This window comes from Streptomyces sp. NPDC002640 (assembly GCF_053592575.1).
This window is the reverse complement of record NZ_JBSFVZ010000011.1, coordinates 169,012-191,644: the sequence shown is the minus strand read 5'-3', so window position 1 is coordinate 191,644 and position 22,633 is coordinate 169,012. Positions and strand designations below refer to the sequence as shown.

Here is a 22,633-nt window from a genome sequence, read left to right as displayed (position 1 = left end):
CCCCTCCCGCCGCGCGCGCCGCCTACCATCGGTAGGTCACCAGCCGCCAGCCAGGAGAATCCGCCGTGCGCATCGCAGTCACCGGCTCCATCGCCACCGACCACCTCATGACCTTCCCGGGCAGGTTCGCCGACCAGCTCGTCGCGGACCAGCTGCACACGGTCTCGCTCTCCTTCCTGGTCGACCAGCTCGACGTCCGCCGCGGCGGTGTCGGGGCGAACATCGCCTTCGGCATGGGCCAGCTCGGCACCGCCCCGATCCTGGTCGGCGCGGCGGGCTCCGACTTCGACGAGTACCGCGCCTGGCTCGACCGGCACGGCGTGGACACCGCCTCCGTGCGCATCTCCGAGACGCTGCACACCGCCCGGTTCGTGTGCACCACCGACGCCGACCACAACCAGATCGGTTCCTTCTACACGGGCGCGATGAGCGAGGCCCGGCTGATCGAGCTGAAGACCGTCGCCGACCGGGTGGGCGGGCTGGACCTGGTCCTCATCGGCGCCGACGACCCCGAGGCGATGCTCCGCCACACCGAGGAGTGCCGTACCCGAGGCATCCCGTTCGCCGCGGACTTCTCGCAGCAGATCGCGCGGATGGACGGCCAGGAGATCCGCATCCTCCTCGACGGGGCGACGTACCTCTTCTCCAACGAGTACGAGAAGGGCCTCATCGAGTCGAAGACCGGCTGGTCGGACGAGGAGATCCTCGCCAAGGTCGGCCACCGGGTGACCACGCTCGGCTCGCGCGGCGTGCGCGTCGAGCGGCGCGGCGAGCCCTCGATCGAGGTCTGCGTGCCGAAGGAGAACCGCAAGGCGGACCCGACCGGTGTGGGCGACGCCTTCCGGGCCGGCTTCCTGTCCGGTCTGGCCTGGGGCGTCTCGCTGGAGCGGGCCGCGCAGATCGGCTGCATGCTGGCGACCCTGGTGATCGAGACGGTGGGCACCCAGGAGTACCAGCTCCACCGGGCCCACTTCATGGAGCGTTTCGCCGAGGCCTACGGCGAGGAGGCCGCGGCCGAGGTCCGCAAGAACCTCGCCTGACGGACGACGGAGAAACCGGAGAGACCGGGGAGACCGGGGAGACCGGGGAATCCGAAAAGAAAAGGGGGAAGGCCCCCGGCGCCTCGTCGGCGCCGGGGGCCTTCCCGTGTCGCGGTGTCGCGGTGTCGCGTCAGGCCCGGACGGGCTCGGGCTCCGCGCTGGGGGTGGGGGTGTCGTCCCCGTCCCCGGGGGCCGTGGTCCCCCGCTTCGCGGCGCGCTTGGCCGCGCGCCGCTCCTTGCGGAGCTCCAGCATCGCGTACAGCGTCGGCACGAGCAGCAGCGTGAGCAGCGTCGAGGTGATCAGACCGCCGATCACCACCACCGCCAGCGGCTGGGCGATGAAGCCGCCGTGGCCGGTGATGCCGAGCGCCATCGGCACCAGGGCGAAGATGGTCGCCAGCGCGGTCATCAGGATGGGCCGCAGACGGTGCCGGCCACCCTCGATCACCGCCTCGACGATGCCGTAGCCCTGCGCCCGGTACTGGTTGATCAGGTCGATCAGCACGATCGCGTTGGTGACCACGATGCCGATCAGCATCAGCATGCCGATCATCGCCGGGACGCCCATCGGGATGCCGGTGGCGATCAGCAGGCCGAGCGCGCCGGTGGCGGCGAACGGGATGGACACCAGCAGGATCAGCGGCTGGGCGAGCGACCGGAAGGTGCCGACCAGCAGCATGAACACGATGGCGACGGCGGCCAGCATGGCCAGGAAGAGGTTGGTGAACGCCTCGTCCTGCTGCTCGGTGACACCGGCGATCTCGGCGGTGGCGCCCTTGGGGAGCTCCAGCTTGTCGAGTGCCGTCATCAGCTCCGCGCTGACCGCGCCGGTGTTGTCGGCGGTCGGGCGGGCGGTGACGTTGACGGCGCGCTGACCGTCGATCCGGGTCAGCGAGACCGGGCCGTCCACCAGCTTCACGTCGGCGACCTGGGAGAGCTTCACCTGGCCGAGGCGCAGGTTCTTCAGCTCCCGCACGGTGTCGGCGGGCTTGGCCGAGGTGATCACGATGTCGCGCTCGGCGTCGTCCAGCGTCGCCTTGCCGGCGGTGGTGCCGCGGACCGCCTGGGTGACGACGGCGCCGAGGGCCTGGTCGTTGAAGCCGGCCGCGGCCGCCTTCTCGTTGGCGCGGACCTGGATCCGGGGCACGGACTGGGCGAGGTCGCTGGTGACGTCGGTGACGTCGTCCAGGCCCTCGACCGTCTTGGTGACCTTCTCGGTCGCCTCGGCGAGCACGTCGCGGTCGGCGGCCTTGACGACCACCGCGAGGTCCGTGCCGCCGAAGCCGCCGGCCGCGGCGATCTTGGTGTCGCCGACGTCGTCCAGGCCGGCGAGACCGTCCTCGATGTCCTTCTGGACGGCGTCGTAGGAGGCGCCGTCCTCGACCATGACCTGGAAGGACGCCTGGTTGGTGCCGGTGCCGCCACCGAAGGCGGCCATCCAGCCCGAGCTGCCGACGGAGACCTGCTGGTCCTTGACGCCGTCGATGCCGGAGATCATCTTCTCGACCTTGGCGGCGGCCTCGTCCGTGGCGGACAGGCTGGTGCCCGGCTCCAGTTCCTGGGAGACCGAGATGACGTCCTGGTCGCCCTGGTCCAGGAAGTTGGTCTTGAGCAGCGGCGTCATGCCGAGCGTGCCGACCAGGACCAGCACGGCGATCAGCACGCTGGTGAGGCGACGGCGGGTGGCGAAGCGCAGCACCGGCACGTACAGGCGCTGCAGACGGCTCTTGCGCTCGGCCTCCTCGGCCTTGCGCCGGGCCTCCTCGGCGTCCTCCGGGGTGTGCTTCGGAGCGCGCAGGAACCAGTAGGAGAGGACCGGGACGACCGTCAGCGACACCAGCAGCGAGGCCAGCATGGCGATGGTGACGGTGAGGCTGAAGTCGCTGAACAGCTCGCCCACCATGCCGCCGACCAGGCCGATCGGCAGGAAGACCGCGACCGTGGTCAGGGTGGAGGAGGTGATGGCGCCGGCGACCTCGCGGACGGCCTTGAGGATGGCCTCCTTGCGCTCGGTGCCGTAGCCGAGGTGGCGCTTGATGTTCTCCAGCACCACGATCGAGTCGTCGACGACCCGGCCGATGGCGATGGTCAGGCCGCCCAGGGTGAGCATGTTGAGCGAGGTGTCGCGGGTCCACAGCACGATCAGGGTGAGGACCACCGAGAGCGGGATGGACACCGCGGTGACCAGCGTGGAGCGGATGGAGGTCAGGAAGACCAGGATCACCACGACCGCGAAGACGAGGCCCAGCGCGCCCTCGGTGGTGAGGCCGGAGATGGCGTCGGCGACGGCCGGGCCCTGGTCGGTGACCACGGTGACCGCGGCGCCCGAGCCGATGGCGGCGCGGAGGTCTGGCAGCTTCTCCTGGACGGCGTCCGAGATGGCGACGGCGCTGCCGTCACGGTCCATGGTGACCATCACGGCGAGGCTGGGCTCACCGTTGGTGCGGGTCAGCGAGGTGGCCGCGGCGGGCTTCTGATCGACCTCGGCGACCGAGGAGAGCTTGACCGGGCGGCCGCCGTCCTCACCGACCAGGGTGAGGTTCTCGATCTGCTTCAGCGAGGTGAAGCCCCCACCGACCTGGACGGTGCGGTTGGCGCCGTCCTCGGCGAAGGAGCCGGCCGGGATGCTCGCGCCGCCGGCCTGGAGGGCCTGGGTGAGCGAGGCGGTGGTCAGGCCCGCGCGGGCCAGCTTGGCGTCGTCGGGGGTGACGGTGACCTGGAGTTCGCGCACACCGGTGACCGTGGCCTGGCCGACGCCGTCGATCTTCTCCAGCTCGGGGACGACCGAGGTGTCCATCCGGTCGGCGAGCGCCTGCTGGTCCATGTCGGCGGTGACCGAGAGGACCACGGCCGGGATGTCGTCGGAGGAACCGGCGATCACCTGCGGGTCGACGCCCTCGGGCAGCATGTTCCCGGCGCGGTTGATGGCCTGCTGGACGTCGGCGACCAGCTGCTTGGTGTCCGGGCCGTAGTCGAAGGAGGCCATGATCACGGCACTGCCCTCGCTCGCCGTGGAGGTCAGGCTCTCGATCCCGTCGACGGCCTTGATGCCGTTCTCCAGGGGTTCGACGACCTGCTTCTCCACCACGTCCGGCGAAGCGCCCTGGTACGGCGCGATCACCGAGACCATGGGCAGTTCGATGGAGGGAAGCAGCTGCTGCTTGAGCTGCGGGATCGCGATGACGCCGAAGATCAGCGCGATGAGCGACATCAGACCTATCAGGGCCCGCTGCGCGAGGCTGAATCTGGACAGCCAGGACATAAGGGTCAGGGTCTCTCTACGAGGTGAGGGCACGGTGCGTGGAAGGCGCCGGGTGGGGGCGGGACCGCCGCCTCCATCCTGACCCATGCGGTGCGCTGACCTGGTAGCCCCCTGGTCCTATTTGAGGATCGTCACATCCTCCTCCGGTCGGAGAAACCGGTCGGAGGAGGGTGGACCTGAGGACCACGCCCGTTACGCGACAGGCCGCTCCCCCGCGGACCCCTGCGGGGACTCCTCGGCGGGCTCTCCCGTGGTCTTCTCCTCGGACTCCTCCGCGACATCCTGCGCGGCTCCCTCCGCGACCGCCGGGAGTTCGGCGGCGAGCGCGGCGGCGGCCCGCACCATCGGCAGCGCCAGCAGGGCGCCCAGGCCCTCGCCGACGGCCACGCCGTGGTCCAGCAGGGGCTCCAGCGCCATCCGGTCCAGCGCCTTGCCCTGCGCGGGCTCGCCGCTGCGGTGGCCGGCCAGCCACCAGTCGGGGGCCCGGAAGGCGACCCGCTGGGCCACCAGCGCGGCGGCGGCACAGACCACGCCGTCCAGGACGACCGGGGTGCGGCGGACCGCGCACTGGAGCAGGAACCCGGTCATGGCGGCCAGGTCGGCGCCGCCCACCGCGGCCAGCAGCTTGAGCTGGTCGCCGAGGACCGGGCGGGCGCGGCGCAGGGCGTCGCGGATCGCGGCGCACTTGCGCATCCACGCCAGGTCGTCGATGCCGGCGCCGCCGCGGCCGGTCACCACCGAGGCGTCGGTGCCGCAGAGGGCGGCGATCAGCACGGCGGCCGGGGTGGTGCCGCCGACGCTGACGTCCCCGAGGACGACCAGGTCGGTTCCGGCGTCGGCCTCCTCGTCGGCGATCGCGACGCCCGCGCGGAAGGCGGCCTCCGCCTCCTCGGCGGTGAGCGCGTCCTCGACGTCGATCCGTCCGCTGCCCCGGCGGACCCGGTGGCCGGCCACCTCGGCGGGCAGCTCCTCGGGGTCGCAGTCCAGCGCCATGTCCACGATCCGCACCGGCACGTCCTGCCGGCGGGCGACGACGGCGACCGGGCTGACGCCCTCCAGCACGTCCCGCACCAGCCGTGCGGCGGTGCCGGCCGGGCGCCCGGACACGTCGAGCGAGGCCACGCCGTGGTCGGCCGCGAAGAGCACGGCCTTGGGCCGCTCCACGGGGCGCACCGGCACGCTGTGCTGGGCGGCCGCGAGCCACTCCCCCAGTTCGTCCAGACGTCCCAGCGACCCGGCCGGTACGGCCTGCCGCTCCCGGCGCGCCTCCGCGTCACGGCGCACGCTGCCGTGGGGACGCTGGATCCGGTCCGTGAAGTCGTCGAGATGTAGCGAGCTCATTGGCGGAACAGTACCGGCACGTCGGGGCCGCGTCTTTGCGTCCTGCGGCGGGACGCCCTAGGTTCCGGTTTGCCCGCTTTCGTTCCCGGGGATCCCCCCTGTTGTTTCCGAGGTGAGGAGCCGCCGTGGCCGAGGTCGTCGTGCCGGAACCGCAGGGCCCCGTCGACCCTTTGGCCGGCCCGTCGGCCGGGGCGCCGCCCGACGACGGGCCGCCGGGCCCGGTGGAGCGGCTGCGGTTCCTCCTGGCGGCCCGGGCGGTGCGGGCGGTGGCGCCCGAACCGGAGAGCTGGCTGGACGTCAACTGCGGCGGGGGCCACTTCTGCGCGGCGGCGAAGGCGTACTTCCCGTACACCGCCTTCGACGGGCTGGACGTCACCCCGCTGGTGGAGGTGGCGCTGGCAGCGGGGAGGGTGGAGGAGGCGCACCGGGGACTGCCGGACGACCCGGCGGTGGCCGCCCTGCTGACGGGCCGTTACGACGTGGTCAGCCTGCGGGGCGTCCGGCCGCGTCCGGACGTGCTCCGCGCGCTCCGGGCGCTGCTGCGGCCCGACGGCCACCTCCTGCTCGACCCGGCCCCGACGTGCCCCGGCGACCTGGTCGCGGCCGGCTACCGCGTGCTGCCGCCCCGGCCCTGGCGCCCCTGGCAGCCCCTCCTCGCCCGGGCGTCCTAGGTAGCGGGCGGCCTGGCCGCGCCCTGGGAGGCGCCCGCGCCCCGTCGGCGCCCCGTCAGAGGCCGCCGCCGCGCAGGGACAGGGCCTGACCGGCCACCACCAGCAGCACGTGTTCGCACTCCGCGGCGACGGCGGCGTTGAGGCGGCCGAGTTCGTCGCGGTACCGGCGGCCCGAGGCGGTGGCCGGCACGATGCCGGAGCCGACCTCGTTGGAGACGGCCACCACCGTCCGCCGGGTCTCCCGCAGGGCCCGCGCCAGTTCGGTCGTCCGCGCGCGCAGCGCCCGCTGTCCGCCGCCGGACCACTCGGCGTCGTCCCAGGCACCGACCGCGTCCATCGCGTCGGTGAGCCACAGGGCCAGGCAGTCGATCAGCAGCGGCGTGCCGTCGTCCTCCCCGTCGTCCTTCAGCAACGGCACCAGGTCGCAGGTCTCCAGGGTCCGCCAGGAGGCGGGCCGCCGGTCGCGGTGCAGCCTGACCCGCTCGGCCCACTCCGAGTCACCGCCCCGCGTGCCGCCGGTGGCCACGTACACCACCTCGGGGAACGCCTCGAGCCGGCGTTCCGCCTCCACCGACTTGCCGGAGCGGGCGCCGCCCAGCACCAGCGTCCGCCGCGGCACGTCCGGCACGTTCTCGTACGACCCCACCACCAGCGTCTCCCCGTCCGGCACCGCCCGCGCCCCCGCCGCGGCCAGCCGGCGCCGCAGTTCGGGGCCCGGCGGCACGTCGTGGTCGATGTGCACCGCGATCACGTCCGTGGTGGGCCCGGCCGCGCCCGCCGCCCGCAGGCGGGCCAGCGCGTCGGGGCGGCCGATCAGGTCGGCCAGCACCATGTCGTACGGTTCCGCGGTCTCCTCCAGCCCGGCCGGCGCGCAGCCCGGCGGCAGGTACAGCAGCCGCCGGCCGTCCGGCCCGGTGACCGCGTACCCCGTGCCCGGGGCGTCCATGGCCAGCGCGCGCACCCGGTGCCCGGTGAGCAGCGCCAGCTCCCGGCCGTCGGGCACCCGGCCCGGCTGCGGCAGCCCCGGCGGCACCTCGACGGCGGGGCCGTCGTGCGGGTGGGTGAGCAGGACCTGCCGCACCCCGGTCAGCGAGTGGCCCGACCGGGCGGCGGCGAAGGCGGCGCCGGGGATCAGGTCGAGCAGCAGCGTCCCGTCCACCAGGAGCGAGGTCGCGGCCCGGGCGTCCGGGCCGAGGGCGAGCGCGCAGGCGGCGCAGGGGCAGCCGGGGCGGGGCAGCCCGCTGGGGGCTCCGGTGCCGAGCAGAGTGACGTCCACGGACCGATTCTCCCGCCCCTCGCGCCCGTCGCGCGTCCGCGCGCCGTCTGTTCGGCGGCGGAACGTCCTCCGGGCGGGCCGATCCGGGCCGGGTGACGCCGGTCATGTTGCCCGGGGCGCGCGGCCGGGAACGATCAGGGCCAGGGCCTGTCCGGCGGATCATGCCGTTCTCGCCGCCGGGTTCGCTCCGCACGCCACGCCGCTTGAGCGGGGTCGTGGGGGCCCCGCCCTGCTCGAGCGAAGCCGAGAGCTTGGGGGAGCGTGCGGCTGCAAGGCGGAGGAGGGAGGCGACGCGATGGGGGTCCCCCCTCGCGAGCGCAGCCGAGCGTGGGGGAGTCGTCGAGTGACGACAACGCCGAAGGGGGCACCGCCCTGCTCGAGCGAGGCCGAGAGCTTGGGGAGTGCGTGCCAGGCCCCGCGACCCACGTGCATGATCCGCCGGACAGGCCCTAGGCTCCTGACGACGGCATCGCAAGCCGGACCCGCAACCCTGGAGGCGCACGTGGTGGCATGGATTTGGCGGTTCGAGAAGGCCGACGGCACCGAGGTCGAGCCCGCGGTGGAGCCGGAGGAGTTCACCACCCAGGGGGACGCGGAGTCCTGGCTGGGCGAGCACTGGCGCGAGCTGCTGGAGGGCGGCGCCGAGCAGGTGCGGCTCTTCGAGGACCGGACGGAGATCTACGGGCCGATGAGCCTGCGCGCCGAGGAGACCGAGGGCGCCGAGGCCTGACCGGTGGGGCCGGGCGGCGGGACACCCGCCGCCCGGCACGGCGCGTTCCCGGGACGCGGGTTCGGGGCCCGGCCTCGGGGCCCGGCCTCGGTGCCCGGCCTCAGTGCTCGCCGAGGGTCACCCGCACGGTGCGGTCGTCACCGTCGCGGAGGTAGGCGACGGTCACCTCGTCGCCCGGCTTCATGCCGGCCAGCGTCTCGGTGAGCGAGGTGATGGTGGTGATCGGGCTGCTGCCCATCCGGGTGATGACGTCCCCGGCCCGCAGCCCCGCGTCGGCGGCGGCCCCGCCCCGGGTGACCTCGACGATCGCCACGCCGGTGGCCCGGGAGTTGCGGTCGACGACGGTGCGCCCGGTGATGCCGAGCGCGGCCCGCCCGGTGTGGGTGACGCGTCCCTGCTCGATGATCTGGTCGGCCACCGTGCGGACCATGGACGACGGGATGGCGAAGCCGATGCCGGCCGCCGCGCTGCCGCTGAGGCCGGGGTCCGAGGCGGCGAGCGTGGGGATGCCGACGACCTCCCCGTCGAGGTCGACCAGCGCGCCCCCGCTGTTGCCGGGGTTGATGGCGGCCGAGGTCTGGATCATGTTGGGGATGGTGGCCCCGGTCCCGCCGCCCTCGGCGCTCTCGCTGACGGTCCGTCCGGTGGCCGACACGATCCCCTGGGTGACGCTGGAGGACAGTCCCAGCGGCGAGCCCATCGCCAGCACGATCTGCCCGACCTGCACCTCGGAGGAGTCGCCGAACGTCGCGGGCCGCAGCCCCTCCGGCATGCGCTCCAGCTTGATCACGGCGAGGTCCTGCTCGGGGAAGGACGACACCAGCCGCGCGGTCAGCGGCGTGCCCGCCTGGGCGGTGGTGACCCGGAAGCGGTCCTCGTCCCCGACGACATGCGCGTTGGTGACGATGTGTCCGCGGTCGTCGTAGACGATGCCGGAGCCGAGGTCGCCGGACGCCTGCACCTGGACCACCGAGGGCAGGACGTCGCGGATGACGTCGATGTAGCCCTCCTCCAGGTCCTTCGGGGCCTGCGGCGCGCGCGGGGCGGCGGCCTCCTGACCCCGGGCGGAGTGCTGGGCGGCATGCTGGCAGGCGGGCAGGACGGCGAGGGCGAGGCAGCAGGCGAGGGCGAGCCCGGCGCGGCGCGCGGAGGTGGCGTCCATGGCGTCCATGGCACGAGTCTGGTCCGCGCCACCGGCCCCCGGCGCGTCCTGTACCCCCGAACGGGCGCGGTGCCGCTCGCCCGTCCGGAGGGTCCGGGGCCGGGGACGGCCGGTGCGGCCGCTGTCCGGTGCGGCTACGGCCGGGCGCCGCAGAGGTGGAGGAGGGCGGCCACCCGGCGGTAGGGGTCGGTGCGGGCGGCGCGTTCCTCGGCGGCGAGGAGTGCCTCGAGGTCGGACGGCGGCGTGGCCCCGTCCGGCGCCTGGTCGGTGAAGACCCGGACCCCGTACCAGGCCCGCAGCGGCGCGCCGATGCCGGCGAGCGACTCGGTCAGCGCGTCGAGCCGGTCGGCCCGGGCGTCCACACCGAGGCGGTTCCGGTAGGCCGTGCCGTCGAAGGCGGCGACCGCTCCGGCCCAGTCGCCGGCCAGGCCGGGCCGCATGGCGAGGGCGTCGCCGTTGCGGACCAGCAGCGAGAGCAGCCCGCCGGGGGCGAGCATCCGGCCCAGTCCGGCGAGCAGCGGGTCGGGCTCCTCGACGTACATGAGCACGCCGTGGCAGAGCACCACGTCGAAGCTGCCCGGCAGGAAGTGGACGCCGGTCTCGTGGCCGTCGCCCTCCAGCAGCCGGACGCGTTCGCGGATCCCGGCCGGCTCGGCGGCCAGGGCGTGGCGCGCGGCCTCGATCATGGTGGGGTCGCGCTCCACGCCGGTGACCTGGTGCCCGGCGCGGGCGAGCCGCAGCGCCTGGGTGCCCTGGCCCATGCCGACGTCCAGCACGCGCAGCCGGCGGCCGACCGGGAAGTGGCCGATGATCTGCTCGTCGAGCTGACGCGCCACCAGTTCCTGGCGCACCAGGTCACGCAGGCCGCCCAGCTTGCCCAGCCAGGCGCGGGCCGCGTCGGAGTCGAAGGGGGCCGCCTGTCGCGGCACCTGCCCGGAACCGGTGGCGGTCAGGGCCGCTCCCCGCGCTTGACCTGGGGCTTGGGCAGCCGCAGTCGCCGCATCTGCAGCGAGCGCATCAGCGCGTAGGCCACCGCGCCACGGCGGTTGACGTCCGGGAACTTCTCGGCGAGCCGCTTGCGCAGGCGGATGCCGGTGAAGAGCGAGTCGATCACGATCATCGCGATGACGGCCAGCCACAGCAGCATGCCCAGGTACTGGACCTGCTGGTTCCGGATGATCGTCAGGACCAGGATGATCACGGCCATGGGGAGGAAGAACTCCGCCACGCACCAGCGCGAGTCGATGTAGTCGCGGGCGAACCGCCGCACCGGGCCCTTGTCGCGCACGGGCAGGTAGCGCTCGTCGCCGGAGGCGAGCGCCTGGCGCTGGCGCTCCAGCGCGGCACGGCGCTCCTCGCGCTGCCGCTTCGCCGCCTCCTTGCGGTTGGTCGGCGTGTTGGCGACGCTGCGGCGCTGGGACTGGGCCTGGCTCCGCTTGGGAGTCGGCCTGCCCTTCGGGGCCTGCGGGTCGCGGGGCTGGTTGGCCTGGCTCACCGGCGACTGCGCGGCGTCCTTGGCCTTCTCGTCGTTGGCACGGCTACGGAACACAAAACCCAAGGGTACGGGGTGCCCCTCCGCATGGACCACCGCCCCGAGGGGAACGATCCCGCAACGACCTGCGTCCTCCACACGGGGAGATCACCGGGAATCGGCCGCGATCTCCTCGGTGATCTCCTCCTTGGGCCGGACCGGACGTGTTCATGGTCGTCCTCGCGGAGGACCGCACCGCACTCCGAACAGTGCGGTAATGGAGACACAGCCCTTACCGTGGGTTGTGTCGGCAGTAGCTGGAGCTGGAAGTCGTCAGAAGGGGGCGCGCGAAGCCCATGAGCGGTGTCATGAAGCGTATGGGGATGATCTTCCGCGCGAAGGCGAACAAGGCCCTGGACCGGGCCGAGGACCCTCGCGAAACCCTCGACTACTCGTACCAGAAGCAGCTCGAGCTGCTGCAGAAGGTGCGCCGCGGGGTCGCCGACGTGGCGACCTCCCGCAAGCGTCTGGAGCTGCAGCTCAACCAGCTGCGCTCCCAGTCGACCAAGCTGGAGGAGCAGGGCCGCAAGGCGCTGGCGCTGGGCCGTGAGGACCTGGCGCGCGAGGCGCTGACCCGGCGCGCCGCCCTCCAGCAGCAGGTGACGGACCTGGAGACCCAGCACAGCACCCTCCAGGGCGAGGAGGAGAAGCTCACCCTCGCGGCCCAGCGGCTGCAGGCGAAGGTGGACGCCTTCCGCACCAAGAAGGAGACCATCAAGGCGACCTACACGGCCGCCCAGGCGCAGACCCGGATCGGGGAGGCCTTCTCGGGCATCTCCGAGGAGATGGGCGACGTCGGCCTGGCCATCCAGCGCGCCGAGGACAAGACGGCCCAGCTGCAGGCGCGGGCCGGCGCGATCGACGAGCTGCTGGCCTCCGGCGCCCTGGACGACCAGTCCGGGGTCGCCAAGGACGACATCCAGGCCGAGCTGGACCGGCTCTCCGGTGGTACGGATGTGGAGCTGGAACTGCAGCGGATGAAGGCCGAGCTGTCGGGCGGCACGTCCGCGCAGCAGCAGGCCATCGAGGGCGGCCGGCAGGCTGAGGAGCAGCCGCAGGACACGCCCCGGTTCCACAAGGAGCAGTAGCCCCGACCGGCTTCAGGGAGGCCCGGGATGATCGTACGGATCATGGGTGAGGGTCAGGTCCGGCTGTCCGACAGCCATCTGGCCGAACTCTCCGCTCTGGACGACGAACTGTCGTCGGAGATGGAGCAGGGGGACGGGCCCGGGTTCCGCCGGACCCTGGTGGCGTTGCTCGACCGGGTCCGCGAGCTGGGCGAACCGCTGCCGGACGACTCCCTGGAGCCGTCCGAGCTGATCCTGCCCTCCCCCGACGCCACGCTGGACGAGGTCCGCGCCCTGCTCACCGACGATGGGCTGATCCCGGGCTGAGCCCCGGCTCGGCCCCGGCCGCCGGCCGTGCCGGGCGCGCGGGTAGCGTCGCGCGGCATGGTGGAAGGTTCCTCGTCCCGCGTCCTCGACGGTCCCCGCTTCGCGCTGGGGACGCTGACCGTGCTGCGCGTGCGCGTACGCCGCTGGGACCGGGACGCGGCCCGGGCGGGCATGCTCTGCGCGCCGCTCGCCGGGCTGGTCGTCGGCGCGGCGGCCGCCCTGGCGGGGGCGGCGGGGGTCCTCGTGGGGTTCGCCCCGGCGCTCGCCGCCGTCGCCGCCGTCGCCGTGCCCGCCGCCCTCACCCGCGCGCTCCACCTCGACGGCCTCGCCGACACCGCCGACGGCCTGGGCAGCGGCCGGCCCGCCGACGAGGCCCTGCGGATCATGAAGCGCTCCGACATCGGCCCGTTCGGCGTGGTCACCCTGCTGCTGGCGCTGGCCGCGCAGGCCGCCGCGCTGGCGCAGGCGTTCGCGCACTCCCCCGCCCGCGGCGCCTTCGCCGCCGTGCTCGCCGCGGTGACCGCCCGGCTGGCGCTGACCGTGGGCGCGCGGGCGGGCGTCCCCGCGGCCCGCCCGGAGGGGCTCGGCGCGACGGTCGCCTCCGTGGTGCCCCGCCCGGCCGCCGCCGCGCTCGCCGCCACGGTGACCCTCCTCGCCGCCGCGGCCGGCGCCGTGCTCGACGGCCCGGCCGGGGCGCTGCGCGCGGCCGGTGCCGTGCTGCTGGGGTGCCTCGCCGCGGAGGCGCTGCTGCGCCGCTGCGTCCGCCGCTTCGGCGGCGTGACCGGCGACGTGCTGGGCGCGCTCGCGGAGACCGCGGCGACCGCGGCGCTGCTGGTGCTGTGCCTCGGCTGACCGCCGCCGATACCCGCGCGTAGTCTCCTGTCCCAGAGGCAGACGTAACAGCAGACGTAACACCAGACGTAACAGAAGCAGAGCAACCCAGGGCCGTGGCCGAGCCCATCCACTCGGCACCTTTCGGTTCCACCAGACTCAAACGGAAGCGAGACATCACCACCGTGACTGATCTTTCCCTCAGCACCTCCGCCGTGGCCGGCCTGCGCGCCGACGCGGTCGTCGTCGGTGTCGCCAAGGGCGCGCAGTCGAGCAGCGGCCCCGTCCTGGCCGCGGGCGCCGAGGCCGTGGCCGAGGCCTACGACGGCTCGCTGGCCGGCCTGCTGGAGACCCTCGGCGCCAAGGGCACCGAGGGCGAGGTGACCAAGCTGCCCGCCCCGTCCGGGTTCAAGGCCCCGCTCGTGGTCGCGGTCGGCCTGGGCGCGGAGCCGGAGAAGGGCGAGGCATGGGGCGCCGAGGCGCTGCGCCGTGCCGCCGGATCGGCCGCCCGCGCGCTCGCCGGCGTCAAGAAGGCCGCCTTCGCGCTGCCGCTGGAGGACGCGGAGGCGGCCGGCGCGGTCGCCGAGGGCGTCCTGCTCGGCGCGTACTCCTACGACGCCTACAAGGAGTCCGGCAAGGACGGGAAGGCCCGCGCCGCGTCCGGCAAGGGCCCGCTGGGCGAGGCCGTGCTGCTCGGCGGCAAGCCCCGCGACCGCGCCTTCAAGGCGGCTGTGGAGCGCGGCGTCGCGGTGGCCGAGGAGATGAACCGTGCCCGCGACCTGATCAACATGCCGCCGAACGACCTGTTCCCGGCCACCTTCGCGGAGATCGCGCAGAAGGCGGCCAAGGAGCACGGCCTCAAGGTGACGGTGCTCGACGAGAAGGCGCTCACCAAGGGCGGCTACGGCGGCATCCTGGGCGTCGGCAACGGCTCGACCCGCCCGCCGCGCCTCGTGAAGCTGTCCTACACCTCGTCGAAGGCGAAGAAGCACCTGGCCTTCGTCGGCAAGGGCATCACCTACGACTCGGGCGGCATCTCGCTGAAGCCGGCCGGCCACAACGAGACCATGAAGTGCGACATGTCCGGAGCGGCGGCGGTCCTCTCCGCGGTCGTCACGGCGGCGCGCCTGGGCCTCGACGTGAACGTCACCGGCTGGCTCTGCCTGGCGGAGAACATGCCGTCGGGCTCCGCCACCCGCCCGGGCGACGTGCTGCGGATGTACAGCGGCAAGACCGTCGAGGTGCTGAACACCGACGCCGAGGGCCGCCTGGTGCTCGCCGACGGCCTGTGGGCCGCCTCGGCGGAGAAGCCGGACGCGATCGTCGACGTGGCGACGCTGACCGGTGCGATGATGGTCGCCCTCGGTTCGCGGACCTTCGGTGTGATGGCCAACGACGACGCCTTCCGCGGCGCCGTCCACGAGGCCGCCGAGGAGAGCGGCGAGGACGCCTGGCAGATGCCGCTGCCGGAGCACCTGCGCGCCGGGATGGACTCCGCCACGGCCGACATCGCCAACATGGGCGAGCGGATGGGCGGCGGCCTGGTGGCCGGCCTGTTCCTGCGCGAGTTCGTGGGCGAGGGCATCGCCTGGGCGCACCTGGACATCGCCGGCCCGGCCTTCAACGAGGGCAAGCCGTTCGGCTACACGCCCAAGGGCGGCACGGGCTCCGCGGTGCGCACGCTGGTCCGTCTGGCCGAGCGCGCCGCCGCCGGCGACGTGCTGTGACGCACGCGTCCTGACGAACCGCTCACACCGGGGGCGGGGAGGGTTCCGCGACGCGGGCCCCTCCCCGCCCCCTTGCGCGTCGTGCGGCGGGGTAGGCGCAGGACGGTCCGGCGGGAACTGTGCCGTGTCTCACAACACGGCCCCGCGTCCGGTTGGACCGCGACAAGTGCAAAGATGGACCCTTGGCAGGACAGGGCCCCACCCGGGCCGAAGCACTTAGAGCGGCCGTGACCAGCCGCCGACCGGTCGGACGAGACCGGCGTGGCGCACATGCATGGAGGACGTGACGTGGCGAACGACGCCAGCACCGTTTTCGACCTAGTGATCCTCGGCGGCGGTAGCGGCGGGTACGCCGCGGCGCTGCGCGGGGCTCAGCTGGGCCTTGACGTCGCCCTGATCGAGAAGGACAAGGTCGGCGGCACCTGCCTGCACAAGGGCTGCATCCCGACGAAGGCTCTGCTCCACGCCGGCGAGATCGCCGACCAGGCGCGTGAGAGCGAGCAGTTCGGTGTGAAGGCGACCTTCGAGGGCATCGACGTCCCGGCCGTCATGAAGTACAAGGACGAGGTCATCTCGGGCCTGTACAAGGGCCTGCAGGGCCTGGTGGCCTCCCGCAAGGTGACCTACATCGAGGGTGAGGGCCGCCTGTCCTCCCCGACCTCGGTCGACGTCAACGGACAGCGGATCCAGGGCCGCCACGTCCTGCTGGCGACCGGCTCCGTGCCGAAGTCGCTGCCGGGGCTGGAGATCGACGGCAACCGGATCATCTCCTCGGACCACGCGCTGGTCCTGGACCGCGTCCCGCAGTCCGCGATCATCCTGGGCGGCGGCGTCATCGGCGTCGAGTTCGCCTCGGCGTGGAAGTCCTTCGGTTCCGAGGTCACGATCATCGAGGGCATGAAGCACCTCGTGCCGGTCGAGGACGAGAACAGCTCCAAGCTGCTGGAGCGCGCGTTCCGCAAGCGCGGCATCAAGTTCAACCTGGGCACCTTCTTCGAGAAGGCGGAGTACACCCAGAACGGCGTCAAGGTCACCCTGGCGGACGGCAAGGAGTTCGAGGCCGAGGTCCTCCTCGTCGCCGTCGGCCGTGGCCCGGTCTCGCAGGGCCTGGGCTACGAGGAGCAGGGCGTCGCGATGGACCGCGGCTACGTCCTGGTCGACGAGTACATGCGCACCAACGTCCCGACGATCTCCGCGGTCGGCGACCTGGTGCCCACCCTCCAGCTCGCGCACGTCGGCTTCGCCGAGGGCATCCTGGTGGCCGAGCGCCTGGCCGGCCTGAAGGTCGTCCCGATCGACTACGACGGTGTCCCGCGGGTCACCTACTGCCACCCCGAGGTCGCCTCGGTGGGCATCTCCGAGGCCAAGGCCAAGGAGATCTACGGCGCGGACAAGGTCGTCGCTCTGAAGTACAACCTGGCGGGCAACGGCAAGAGCAAGATCCTCAAGACCGCGGGCGAGATCAAGCTCGTCCAGGTCAAGGACGGCGCCGTGGTCGGCGTCCACATGGTGGGCGACCGCATGGGCGAGCAGGTCGGCGAGGCCCAGCTGATCTACAACTGGGAGGCGCTGCCGGCCGAGGTCGCGCAGCTCATCCACGCGCACCCGACGCAGAACGAGGCGCTGGGCGAGGCCCACCTCGCGCTGGCGGGCAAGCCGCTGCACTCGCACGACTGACCAGGCCCGGCCCCACAGACTTCCGTACTTCCGTTAGGAGCAACCGAAACCATGGCGGTTTCCGTAACCCTGCCGGCGCTCGGCGAGAGCGTCACCGAGGGCACCGTCACCCGTTGGCTGAAGGCCGAGGGTGAGCGGGTCGAGGCCGACGAGCCGCTGCTCGAGGTCTCGACCGACAAGGTCGACACCGAGATCCCCTCGCCGGCGTCCGGCGTCCTGTCCGCCATCAAGGTGGCCGAGGACGAGACGGTCGAGGTCGGCGCCGAGCTGGCCCTGATCGACGACGGCTCCGGCGCGCCCGCCGAGCAGTCCGCCCCGGCGCAGGAGGCCGCTCCGGCCGCCGAGCCGGTGCAGGCCCCCGAGGCCACCCCGTCCACCGAGCAGGCCGCGCCCGCTCCGGCCCCGACCCCCGAGGCCACCGCGGGCGGCGGTTCCGCCGAGGGCACCGACGTGGTGCTCCCGGCGCTCGGCGAGTCCGTCACCGAGGGCACCGTCACCCGCTGGCTGAAGCAGGTCGGCGAGTCCGTCGAGGCCGACGAGCCGCTGCTCGAGGTCTCCACGGACAAGGTCGACACCGAGATCCCCGCGCCGACCTCGGGCACCCTGCTCGAGATCGTCGTCGGCGAGGACGAGACGGCCGAGGTCGGCGCCAAGCTGGCCGTCATCGGCACCCCGGGCTCCGCCCCGGCCGCCGCCGCTCCGGCCGCCCCCGCGGCTCCCGAGCCGGCCCAGGCCGAGGCCCCGGCCCCGGCCCCGGCCCCGGCCCCGGCCCCGGCCCCCGCCGAGGCTCCCGCGCAGGCCCCGGCTCCGGCTCCCGCGGCGGCTCCGGCCGCCCCGGCTCCGGCCCCGGCCGCCCCGGCTCCGGCCCCGGCCGCCCCCGCGCCGGCCGCTCCGGCTCCGGCTCCGGCTCCGGCTCCGGCCGCCCCGGCCGCTCCCGCCGCCCCCTCGGGCGCCGGCGCGAGCGACGCCTACGTGACCCCGCTGGTGCGCAAGCTGGCCGCCGAGAACGGCGTCGACCTGGGCTCCGTCAAGGGCACCGGCGTCGGCGGCCGTATCCGCAAGCAGGACGTCCTGGCCGCCGCCGAGGCCGCCAAGGCCGCGGCGCAGGCTCCGGCCGCCGCCGCTCCGGCCGCTCCGGCCGCCAAGAAGGCTCCGGTCCTCGAGGGGTCCCCGCTGCGCGGCCAGACCGTGAAGATGCCGCGGATCCGCAAGGTCATCGGCGACAACATGGTCAAGGCCCTGCGCGAGCAGGCCCAGCTCTCCTCCGTGGTCGAGGTCGACGTCACCCGCCTGATGCGCCTGCGCAACCAGGCCAAGGACGGCTTCCTGTCCCGTGAGGGCGTCAAGCTCTCCCCGATGCCGTTCTTCGTGAAGGCGGCGGCCCAGGCGCTGAAGGCCCACCCGGTCATCAACGCCCGGATCAACGAGGCCGAGGGCACGATCACCTACTTCGACACCGAGAACATCGGTATCGCGGTGGACGCCGAGAAGGGCCTGATGACCCCGGTCATCAAGAACGCCGGCGACCTCAACCTGGCCGGCATCGCCAAGGCCACGGCGGAGCTCGCGGGCAAGGTCCGCGCCAACAAGATCACCCCGGACGAGCTGGCCGGCGGCACGTTCTCGATCAGCAACACCGGTTCGCGCGGTGCGCTGTTCGACACGATCATCGTTCCGCCGAACCAGGTCGCGATCCTGGGCATCGGCGCCACGGTGAAGCGTCCGGCCGTCATCGAGACCGAGGACGGCCCGGTCATCGCGGTCCGCGACATGACCTACCTGACGCTGTCCTACGACCACCGTCTGGTGGACGGCGCCGACGCCGCCCGCTACCTGACCGCGGTCAAGGCGATCCTGGAGGCCGGTGAGTTCGAGGTCGAGCTCGGCCTGTAACCGCCTCACGCCCCTCGCGCCCCCGTCCGGTCCCACCGGGCGGGGGCGCGGTGCGTGAAGGGGGTGTGAAGCCGGGTCAAGCGAAGGTCAAGGGCACTGCCGGGGCGCCGCCGGGGTGCCGGTGAAATGCCCGTTCCGTGATGTAAGCCTCGTCTCACCTGCGTCTCGGCGCGCGGATGCGCCTCGGCAGACACGCTCCGCAGCCGTATTGTCTAAGCGTCGAACGCCCTCGGGGGCCCTGGCCGCAGGTCGCCCCTGCCCGAAGGAGCCCCCATGACCGCGCCCGTCATCCACTCGCTGCGCGAACAGATCCGCGAGCACATCGTGGAGGGAATCGTCAGCGGTCGGTGGAAGCCGGGCGAGCGGATCGTGGAGCGGCGGATCGCCACCGAGCTGGAGGTCAGCCAGACGCCCGTGCGCGAGGCGCTGCGGGAGCTGGAGTCGCTGCGGCTGATCGAGTCGGCGCCCAACAAGGGCGTGCGGGTGCGGAACCTGACCGCGGCCGACCTGGAGGAGAGCTACCCCGTCCGGGCGGGCCTGGAGGCCATCGCGGCGGAGCTGGCGGCCCAGCGGCTGGCCGACGACTGCTCGGCCCTGGAGCCGCACGTCGACGCCCTGTACGAGGCCGACCGGCTCTCCGACGCGGCGGGCCAGGTGCGCCACACGGTCGCGTTCCACCGCGAGATGGTCCGCGCGGCCGGCAACTCGGTGCTGCTGCACACCTGGGAGGGGCTGGGCATCGAGGTGTTCACCGCCCTGTCGATCCGGTGGCTGGGCACCGTGCAGCAGTCCTTCGCGGAGGAGCACGAGGAGCTGGTGGCCGCCTTCCGCCGCCGTGACCCCCGGATCGCGGACCTGGTCAAGGCCCACGTCCTCGGCTGCGCCCCGCGCCCGGACGCCGACACCGACGCCTGAGCGCGAGCCGCCTCCGCGGTCCCCCTGCGGCCCCCCTGCTGCCCCCTGCGGCCCCCTGCGGCCCCTGCCGACGGGCCCGCCTGAGCGGACCCCGCACCATACGAGCGCAGCCCCGCACCCGTCGTGACCTGCGATTCCTCGGCACCGGGTGCCTTCCTGCCCGCAGAACCCATGGCACTGCGTGCCGACTTTTGCCCGTTCGGCAAGTTTTTCCGTCCTCCCCTTTGATCGATCATCGATCAGGGGGTTACAGTCGCCGCGGGCCTCCACCCGAGGTTCCACCCTGCCCTGTCCTGCCAAAGACCAAGGGCACCCCGCACCGCGCGCACCCCGCGCGCCTCCGCACCCCTTCGACTGAGGAAGGCGGCGACATGACCGACCCCCACGCCATCCGGCCCCACGGCATCCCGCACAGCGCGCTGGACCAGCTTCCGGACCGCGACCGCGAGGAGACCGCCGAGTGGCAGGCCTCGCTCGACGCGGTGGCCGAGGCCGCCGGCCCGCACCGTGCCGCGTACCTGATGCGCCGCACCCTGGAGCGGGCCGAGGGCGCGGGCGTCGCGCTGCCCAAGCTCCTCGAGACGGACTACATCAACACCATCCCGACGTCCGCCGAGCCCGAGGTGCCCGGTGACGCCGAGATGGAGGCCCGGATCACGGCCTGGAACCGCTGGAACGCGGCCGCCATGGTGACCCGCGGCAGCAAGTACGGCGTCGGCGGCCACATCGCCACCTTCGCCTCCGCGGCCTGGCTCTACGAGACCGGCTTCAACCACTTCTTCAAGGGCAAGGAGTCCCCCGAGGCTCCCGGCTCCGGCGACCAGATCTACGTACAGGGCCACGCCTCCCCCGGCGTCTACGCCCGCGCGTTCCTGGACGGCCGCCTCACCGAGGCGCACCTGGACAACTTCCGCCGCGAGTCCGGCGGCGAGGGCCTGCCGTCCTACCCGCACCCGCGCCGCCTGCCCTGGCTGTGGGAGTTCCCGACGGTCTCCATGGGCCTGGGCCCGCTCTCCGCGATCTACCAGGCGCGGTTCAACCGCTACCTGACCAACCGCGGCATCAAGGACGTCTCCGCGTCCCACGTGTGGGCGTTCCTCGGCGACGGCGAGATGGACGAGCCGGAGTCGACCGCGGCACTGGCGCTGGCGGCCCGCGAGGGTCTGGACAACCTGACCTTCGTCATCAACTGCAACCTGCAGCGCCTCGACGGCCCGGTCCGCGCCAACTTCAAGATCGTGCAGGAGCTGGAGGCCCAGTTCCGCGGCGCCGGCTGGAACGTCGTCAAGAGCCTCTGGGGCTCCGCCTGGGACGAGCTGCTCCAGCTCGACACCACCGGCGCGCTGGTCCGCCGCCTGCGCGAGGTGCCGGACGCCCAGGTCCAGACGTACCAGACCCGGGACGCCGCCTACATCCGCGAGGACTTCTTCGGCAAGGACCCGGCGCTCGCCGAGATGGCGAAGCTGCTGAGCGACGACAAGATCCTCGACGTCTTCCACTTCTCCCGCGGCGGCCACGAGCCCCGCAAGGTGTACGCCGCGTACAAGGCCGCCGTGGAGTTCAAGGGTGCCCCGACGGTGATCCTGGCGCAGACGGTCAAGGGCCACACCCTCGGCGAGGGCTTCGCGTCCAAGAACGCCAACCACCAGATGAAGAAGCTCTCCACCGACGAGTTCAAGGCGATGCGCGACCGCCTGGACCTGCCGATCAAGGACAGCGACTTCGTCGACGGCGTCGTCCCCTACGGCCACCCGGGCGCCGACTCCGCCGAGGTCCGCTACCTCCAGGAGCGCCGCGCCGCCCTCGGTGGTCCGGCCCCGGCCCGCCGCGTCCACCCGGTCGCCCCGCTGCCGGCCCCCGCGGAGAAGGCGTTCACCTCCTTCGACAAGGGCTCCGGCTCGCAGAACGTCGCCACCACCATGGCGTTCGTCCGCCTGGTCAAGGACCTGGTCCGCGACAAGGAGACCGGGAAGCGCTGGGTGCCGATCGTCCCGGACGAGGCGCGCACCTTCGGCATGGAGTCGCTCTTCCCGTCGCTCGGCATCTACTCCCCCAAGGGGCAGACGTACGAGCCGGTCGACCGCGACCAGCTGATGTACTACAAGGAGGCCAAGAACGGCCAGATCCTCAACGAGGGGATCACCGAGGCCGGTTCGATGGCCGACTTCATCGCCGCCGCCACCGCGTACTCCACGCACGGCGAAGCGATGATCCCGTTCTACATCTTCTACTCGATGTTCGGCTGGCAGCGCACGGCCGACCAGATGTGGCAGCTCGGCGACCAGCTCGGCCGCGGCTTCCTCGTCGGCGCCACCGCGGGCCGCACCACCCTGACCGGTGAGGGCCTGCAGCACGCCGACGGCCACTCCCCGGTCATCGCGGCCACCAACCCGGCCGCCCTGACGTACGACCCGGCCTTCGCCTACGAGGTCGCGGTCATCGTCAAGGAGGGTCTGCGCCGCATGTACGGCGAGGCCGCGCCGGGTGAGGACCAGGACGTCTTCTACTACCTGACGGTCTACAACGAGCCGCTGCCGCAGCCGGCCAAGCCGGCAGCCCAGGGCATCGACGAGGGCATCGTCAAGGGCCTGTACCGCTTCAACACGGCGGAGACCGCCGGCCTCACCCCGGCCGCCAACGCCCCGCGCATCCAGCTGCTGGGCTCGGGCACGGCGATCCACTGGGCCCTCGACGCGCAGCGCAAGCTGGCCGAGGACTGGGGCGTGGCCGCCGACGTGTGGTCCGCGACGTCCTGGACGGAGCTGCGCCGCGACGCGCTGGAGGCCGACGAGGCGCTGCTGCGCGGCGAGGAGCGGGTGCCGTTCGTCCGCCGGGCGCTGGCCGGCGCGCAGGGTCCGGTCCTGGCCGTCTCCGACTACATGCGCCAGGTTCCGGACCAGATCGCGCAGTGGGTCGAGCAGGACTGGTCCTCCCTGGGCGCGGACGGCTTCGGCCTCTCCGACACCCGTGACGCGGCCCGCCGCCACTTCGGCGTCGACGCCGAGTCGATCGTGGTCGCCGCGCTGGCCCAGCTCGCCCGCCGCGGCGAGGTCAAGGCCACCGCGGTCAAGGAGGCCCGGGAGCGCTACGGCCTCTGACGGGTCGGGCCCCCGGGCGCACGACCCGCCGGGGACGACGAGGTGAGGGGACGGCGAATGTTCGCCGTCCCCTTCGTCGTGCCCG

At 73.3% G+C, this 22,633-nt stretch carries 17 protein-coding genes; 11 read left to right on the top strand and 6 right to left on the bottom strand.

What is annotated here, in order from left to right; all coding sequences use genetic code 11:
• The first annotated feature begins 65 nt into the window (after positions 1-65).
• The gene (locus ACWD3O_RS17045; RefSeq protein ID WP_451413312.1) at positions 66-1,040 is read left to right on the top strand and encodes a carbohydrate kinase family protein; all 975 of its coding nucleotides are present in this window, start codon (positions 66-68) and stop codon (positions 1,038-1,040) included.
• Positions 1,041-1,170: 130 nt separating this feature from the next.
• Here ACWD3O_RS17045 and ACWD3O_RS17040 read toward each other — a convergent pair whose 3' ends face one another.
• Together ACWD3O_RS17040 and cobT are read right to left on the bottom strand one after the other, a co-directional pair.
• Complete coding sequence (locus ACWD3O_RS17040) at positions 1,171-4,302, bottom strand: efflux RND transporter permease subunit (RefSeq protein ID WP_451416399.1); 3,132 nt, start codon at positions 4,300-4,302, stop codon at positions 1,171-1,173.
• A gap of 192 nt (positions 4,303-4,494) precedes the next feature.
• Positions 4,495-5,643: a nicotinate-nucleotide--dimethylbenzimidazole phosphoribosyltransferase gene (cobT, locus tag ACWD3O_RS17035; protein WP_451416398.1), complete on the bottom strand. Its 1,149-nt coding sequence runs from the start codon at positions 5,641-5,643 to the stop codon at positions 4,495-4,497.
• Between the two features lie 125 nt (positions 5,644-5,768).
• Here cobT and ACWD3O_RS17030 point away from each other — a divergent pair, with 125 nt between their 5' ends.
• A complete protein-coding gene (locus ACWD3O_RS17030; RefSeq protein WP_451416397.1) occupies positions 5,769-6,314 on the top strand; it encodes a methyltransferase domain-containing protein in 546 nt (181 codons plus the stop codon).
• A gap of 55 nt (positions 6,315-6,369) precedes the next feature.
• Here the strand turns inward: ACWD3O_RS17030 and ACWD3O_RS17025 are convergent, their stop codons facing one another.
• On the bottom strand, positions 6,370-7,590 hold the full coding sequence (locus tag ACWD3O_RS17025) for a bifunctional adenosylcobinamide kinase/adenosylcobinamide-phosphate guanylyltransferase (RefSeq protein ID WP_451413308.1): 1,221 nt from the start codon (positions 7,588-7,590) through the stop codon (positions 6,370-6,372).
• Positions 7,591-8,092: 502 nt separating this feature from the next.
• Here ACWD3O_RS17025 and ACWD3O_RS17020 point away from each other — a divergent pair.
• Positions 8,093-8,320, top strand: a complete 228-nt coding sequence (locus ACWD3O_RS17020; RefSeq protein ID WP_356138516.1) for a hypothetical protein — start codon at positions 8,093-8,095, stop codon at positions 8,318-8,320.
• A gap of 100 nt (positions 8,321-8,420) precedes the next feature.
• On the opposite strand, the gene ACWD3O_RS17015 is transcribed toward ACWD3O_RS17020, so the two are convergent.
• From ACWD3O_RS17015 to ACWD3O_RS17005, 3 genes are all read right to left on the bottom strand, one after another.
• The gene (locus ACWD3O_RS17015) at positions 8,421-9,491 is read right to left on the bottom strand and encodes a S1C family serine protease (RefSeq protein WP_451416396.1); all 1,071 of its coding nucleotides are present in this window, start codon (positions 9,489-9,491) and stop codon (positions 8,421-8,423) included.
• A gap of 125 nt (positions 9,492-9,616) precedes the next feature.
• Entirely contained in the window at positions 9,617-10,318 is a 702-nt protein-coding gene (locus tag ACWD3O_RS17010) for a class I SAM-dependent methyltransferase (RefSeq protein WP_451416440.1), read from the bottom strand.
• A gap of 113 nt (positions 10,319-10,431) precedes the next feature.
• On the bottom strand, positions 10,432-11,031 hold the full coding sequence (locus tag ACWD3O_RS17005; RefSeq protein WP_451413300.1) for a DUF3043 domain-containing protein: 600 nt from the start codon (positions 11,029-11,031) through the stop codon (positions 10,432-10,434).
• A 278-nt stretch (positions 11,032-11,309) separates the two neighbouring features.
• Between ACWD3O_RS17005 and ACWD3O_RS17000 the strand changes: the two genes are divergently transcribed.
• The 8 genes from ACWD3O_RS17000 to aceE all read left to right on the top strand — a co-directional run bounded on the left by ACWD3O_RS17000 (position 11,310) and on the right by aceE (position 22,548).
• Positions 11,310-12,101: a PspA/IM30 family protein gene (locus tag ACWD3O_RS17000; protein WP_451413299.1), complete on the top strand. Its 792-nt coding sequence runs from the start codon at positions 11,310-11,312 to the stop codon at positions 12,099-12,101.
• Positions 12,102-12,128: 27 nt separating this feature from the next.
• The gene (pspAA, locus tag ACWD3O_RS16995; protein ID WP_356138521.1) at positions 12,129-12,407 is read left to right on the top strand and encodes a PspA-associated protein PspAA; all 279 of its coding nucleotides are present in this window, start codon (positions 12,129-12,131) and stop codon (positions 12,405-12,407) included.
• A 57-nt stretch (positions 12,408-12,464) separates the two neighbouring features.
• Positions 12,465-13,259 carry an adenosylcobinamide-GDP ribazoletransferase gene (locus tag ACWD3O_RS16990; RefSeq protein ID WP_451416395.1) on the top strand — a complete coding sequence of 265 codons (795 nt, stop codon included), beginning with the start codon at positions 12,465-12,467 and terminating at the stop codon, positions 13,257-13,259.
• 164 nt (positions 13,260-13,423) lie between these two features.
• Positions 13,424-14,965, top strand: a complete 1,542-nt coding sequence (locus ACWD3O_RS16985) for a leucyl aminopeptidase (protein WP_451416394.1) — start codon at positions 13,424-13,426, stop codon at positions 14,963-14,965.
• A gap of 288 nt (positions 14,966-15,253) precedes the next feature.
• Complete coding sequence (gene lpdA / locus ACWD3O_RS16980) at positions 15,254-16,642, top strand: dihydrolipoyl dehydrogenase (protein WP_451413296.1); 1,389 nt, start codon at positions 15,254-15,256, stop codon at positions 16,640-16,642.
• A gap of 51 nt (positions 16,643-16,693) precedes the next feature.
• A complete protein-coding gene (gene sucB, locus ACWD3O_RS16975) occupies positions 16,694-18,535 on the top strand; it encodes a 2-oxoglutarate dehydrogenase, E2 component, dihydrolipoamide succinyltransferase (protein WP_451416393.1) in 1,842 nt (613 codons plus the stop codon).
• A 273-nt stretch (positions 18,536-18,808) separates the two neighbouring features.
• Positions 18,809-19,450 (top strand): GntR family transcriptional regulator, encoded by a 642-nt coding sequence (locus ACWD3O_RS16970; protein WP_356139338.1) that lies wholly within the window; start codon positions 18,809-18,811, stop codon positions 19,448-19,450.
• Positions 19,451-19,821: 371 nt separating this feature from the next.
• Positions 19,822-22,548, top strand: a complete 2,727-nt coding sequence (aceE, locus tag ACWD3O_RS16965; RefSeq protein ID WP_451413294.1) for a pyruvate dehydrogenase (acetyl-transferring), homodimeric type — start codon at positions 19,822-19,824, stop codon at positions 22,546-22,548.
• The last annotated feature ends 85 nt before the right edge of the window (positions 22,549-22,633 follow it).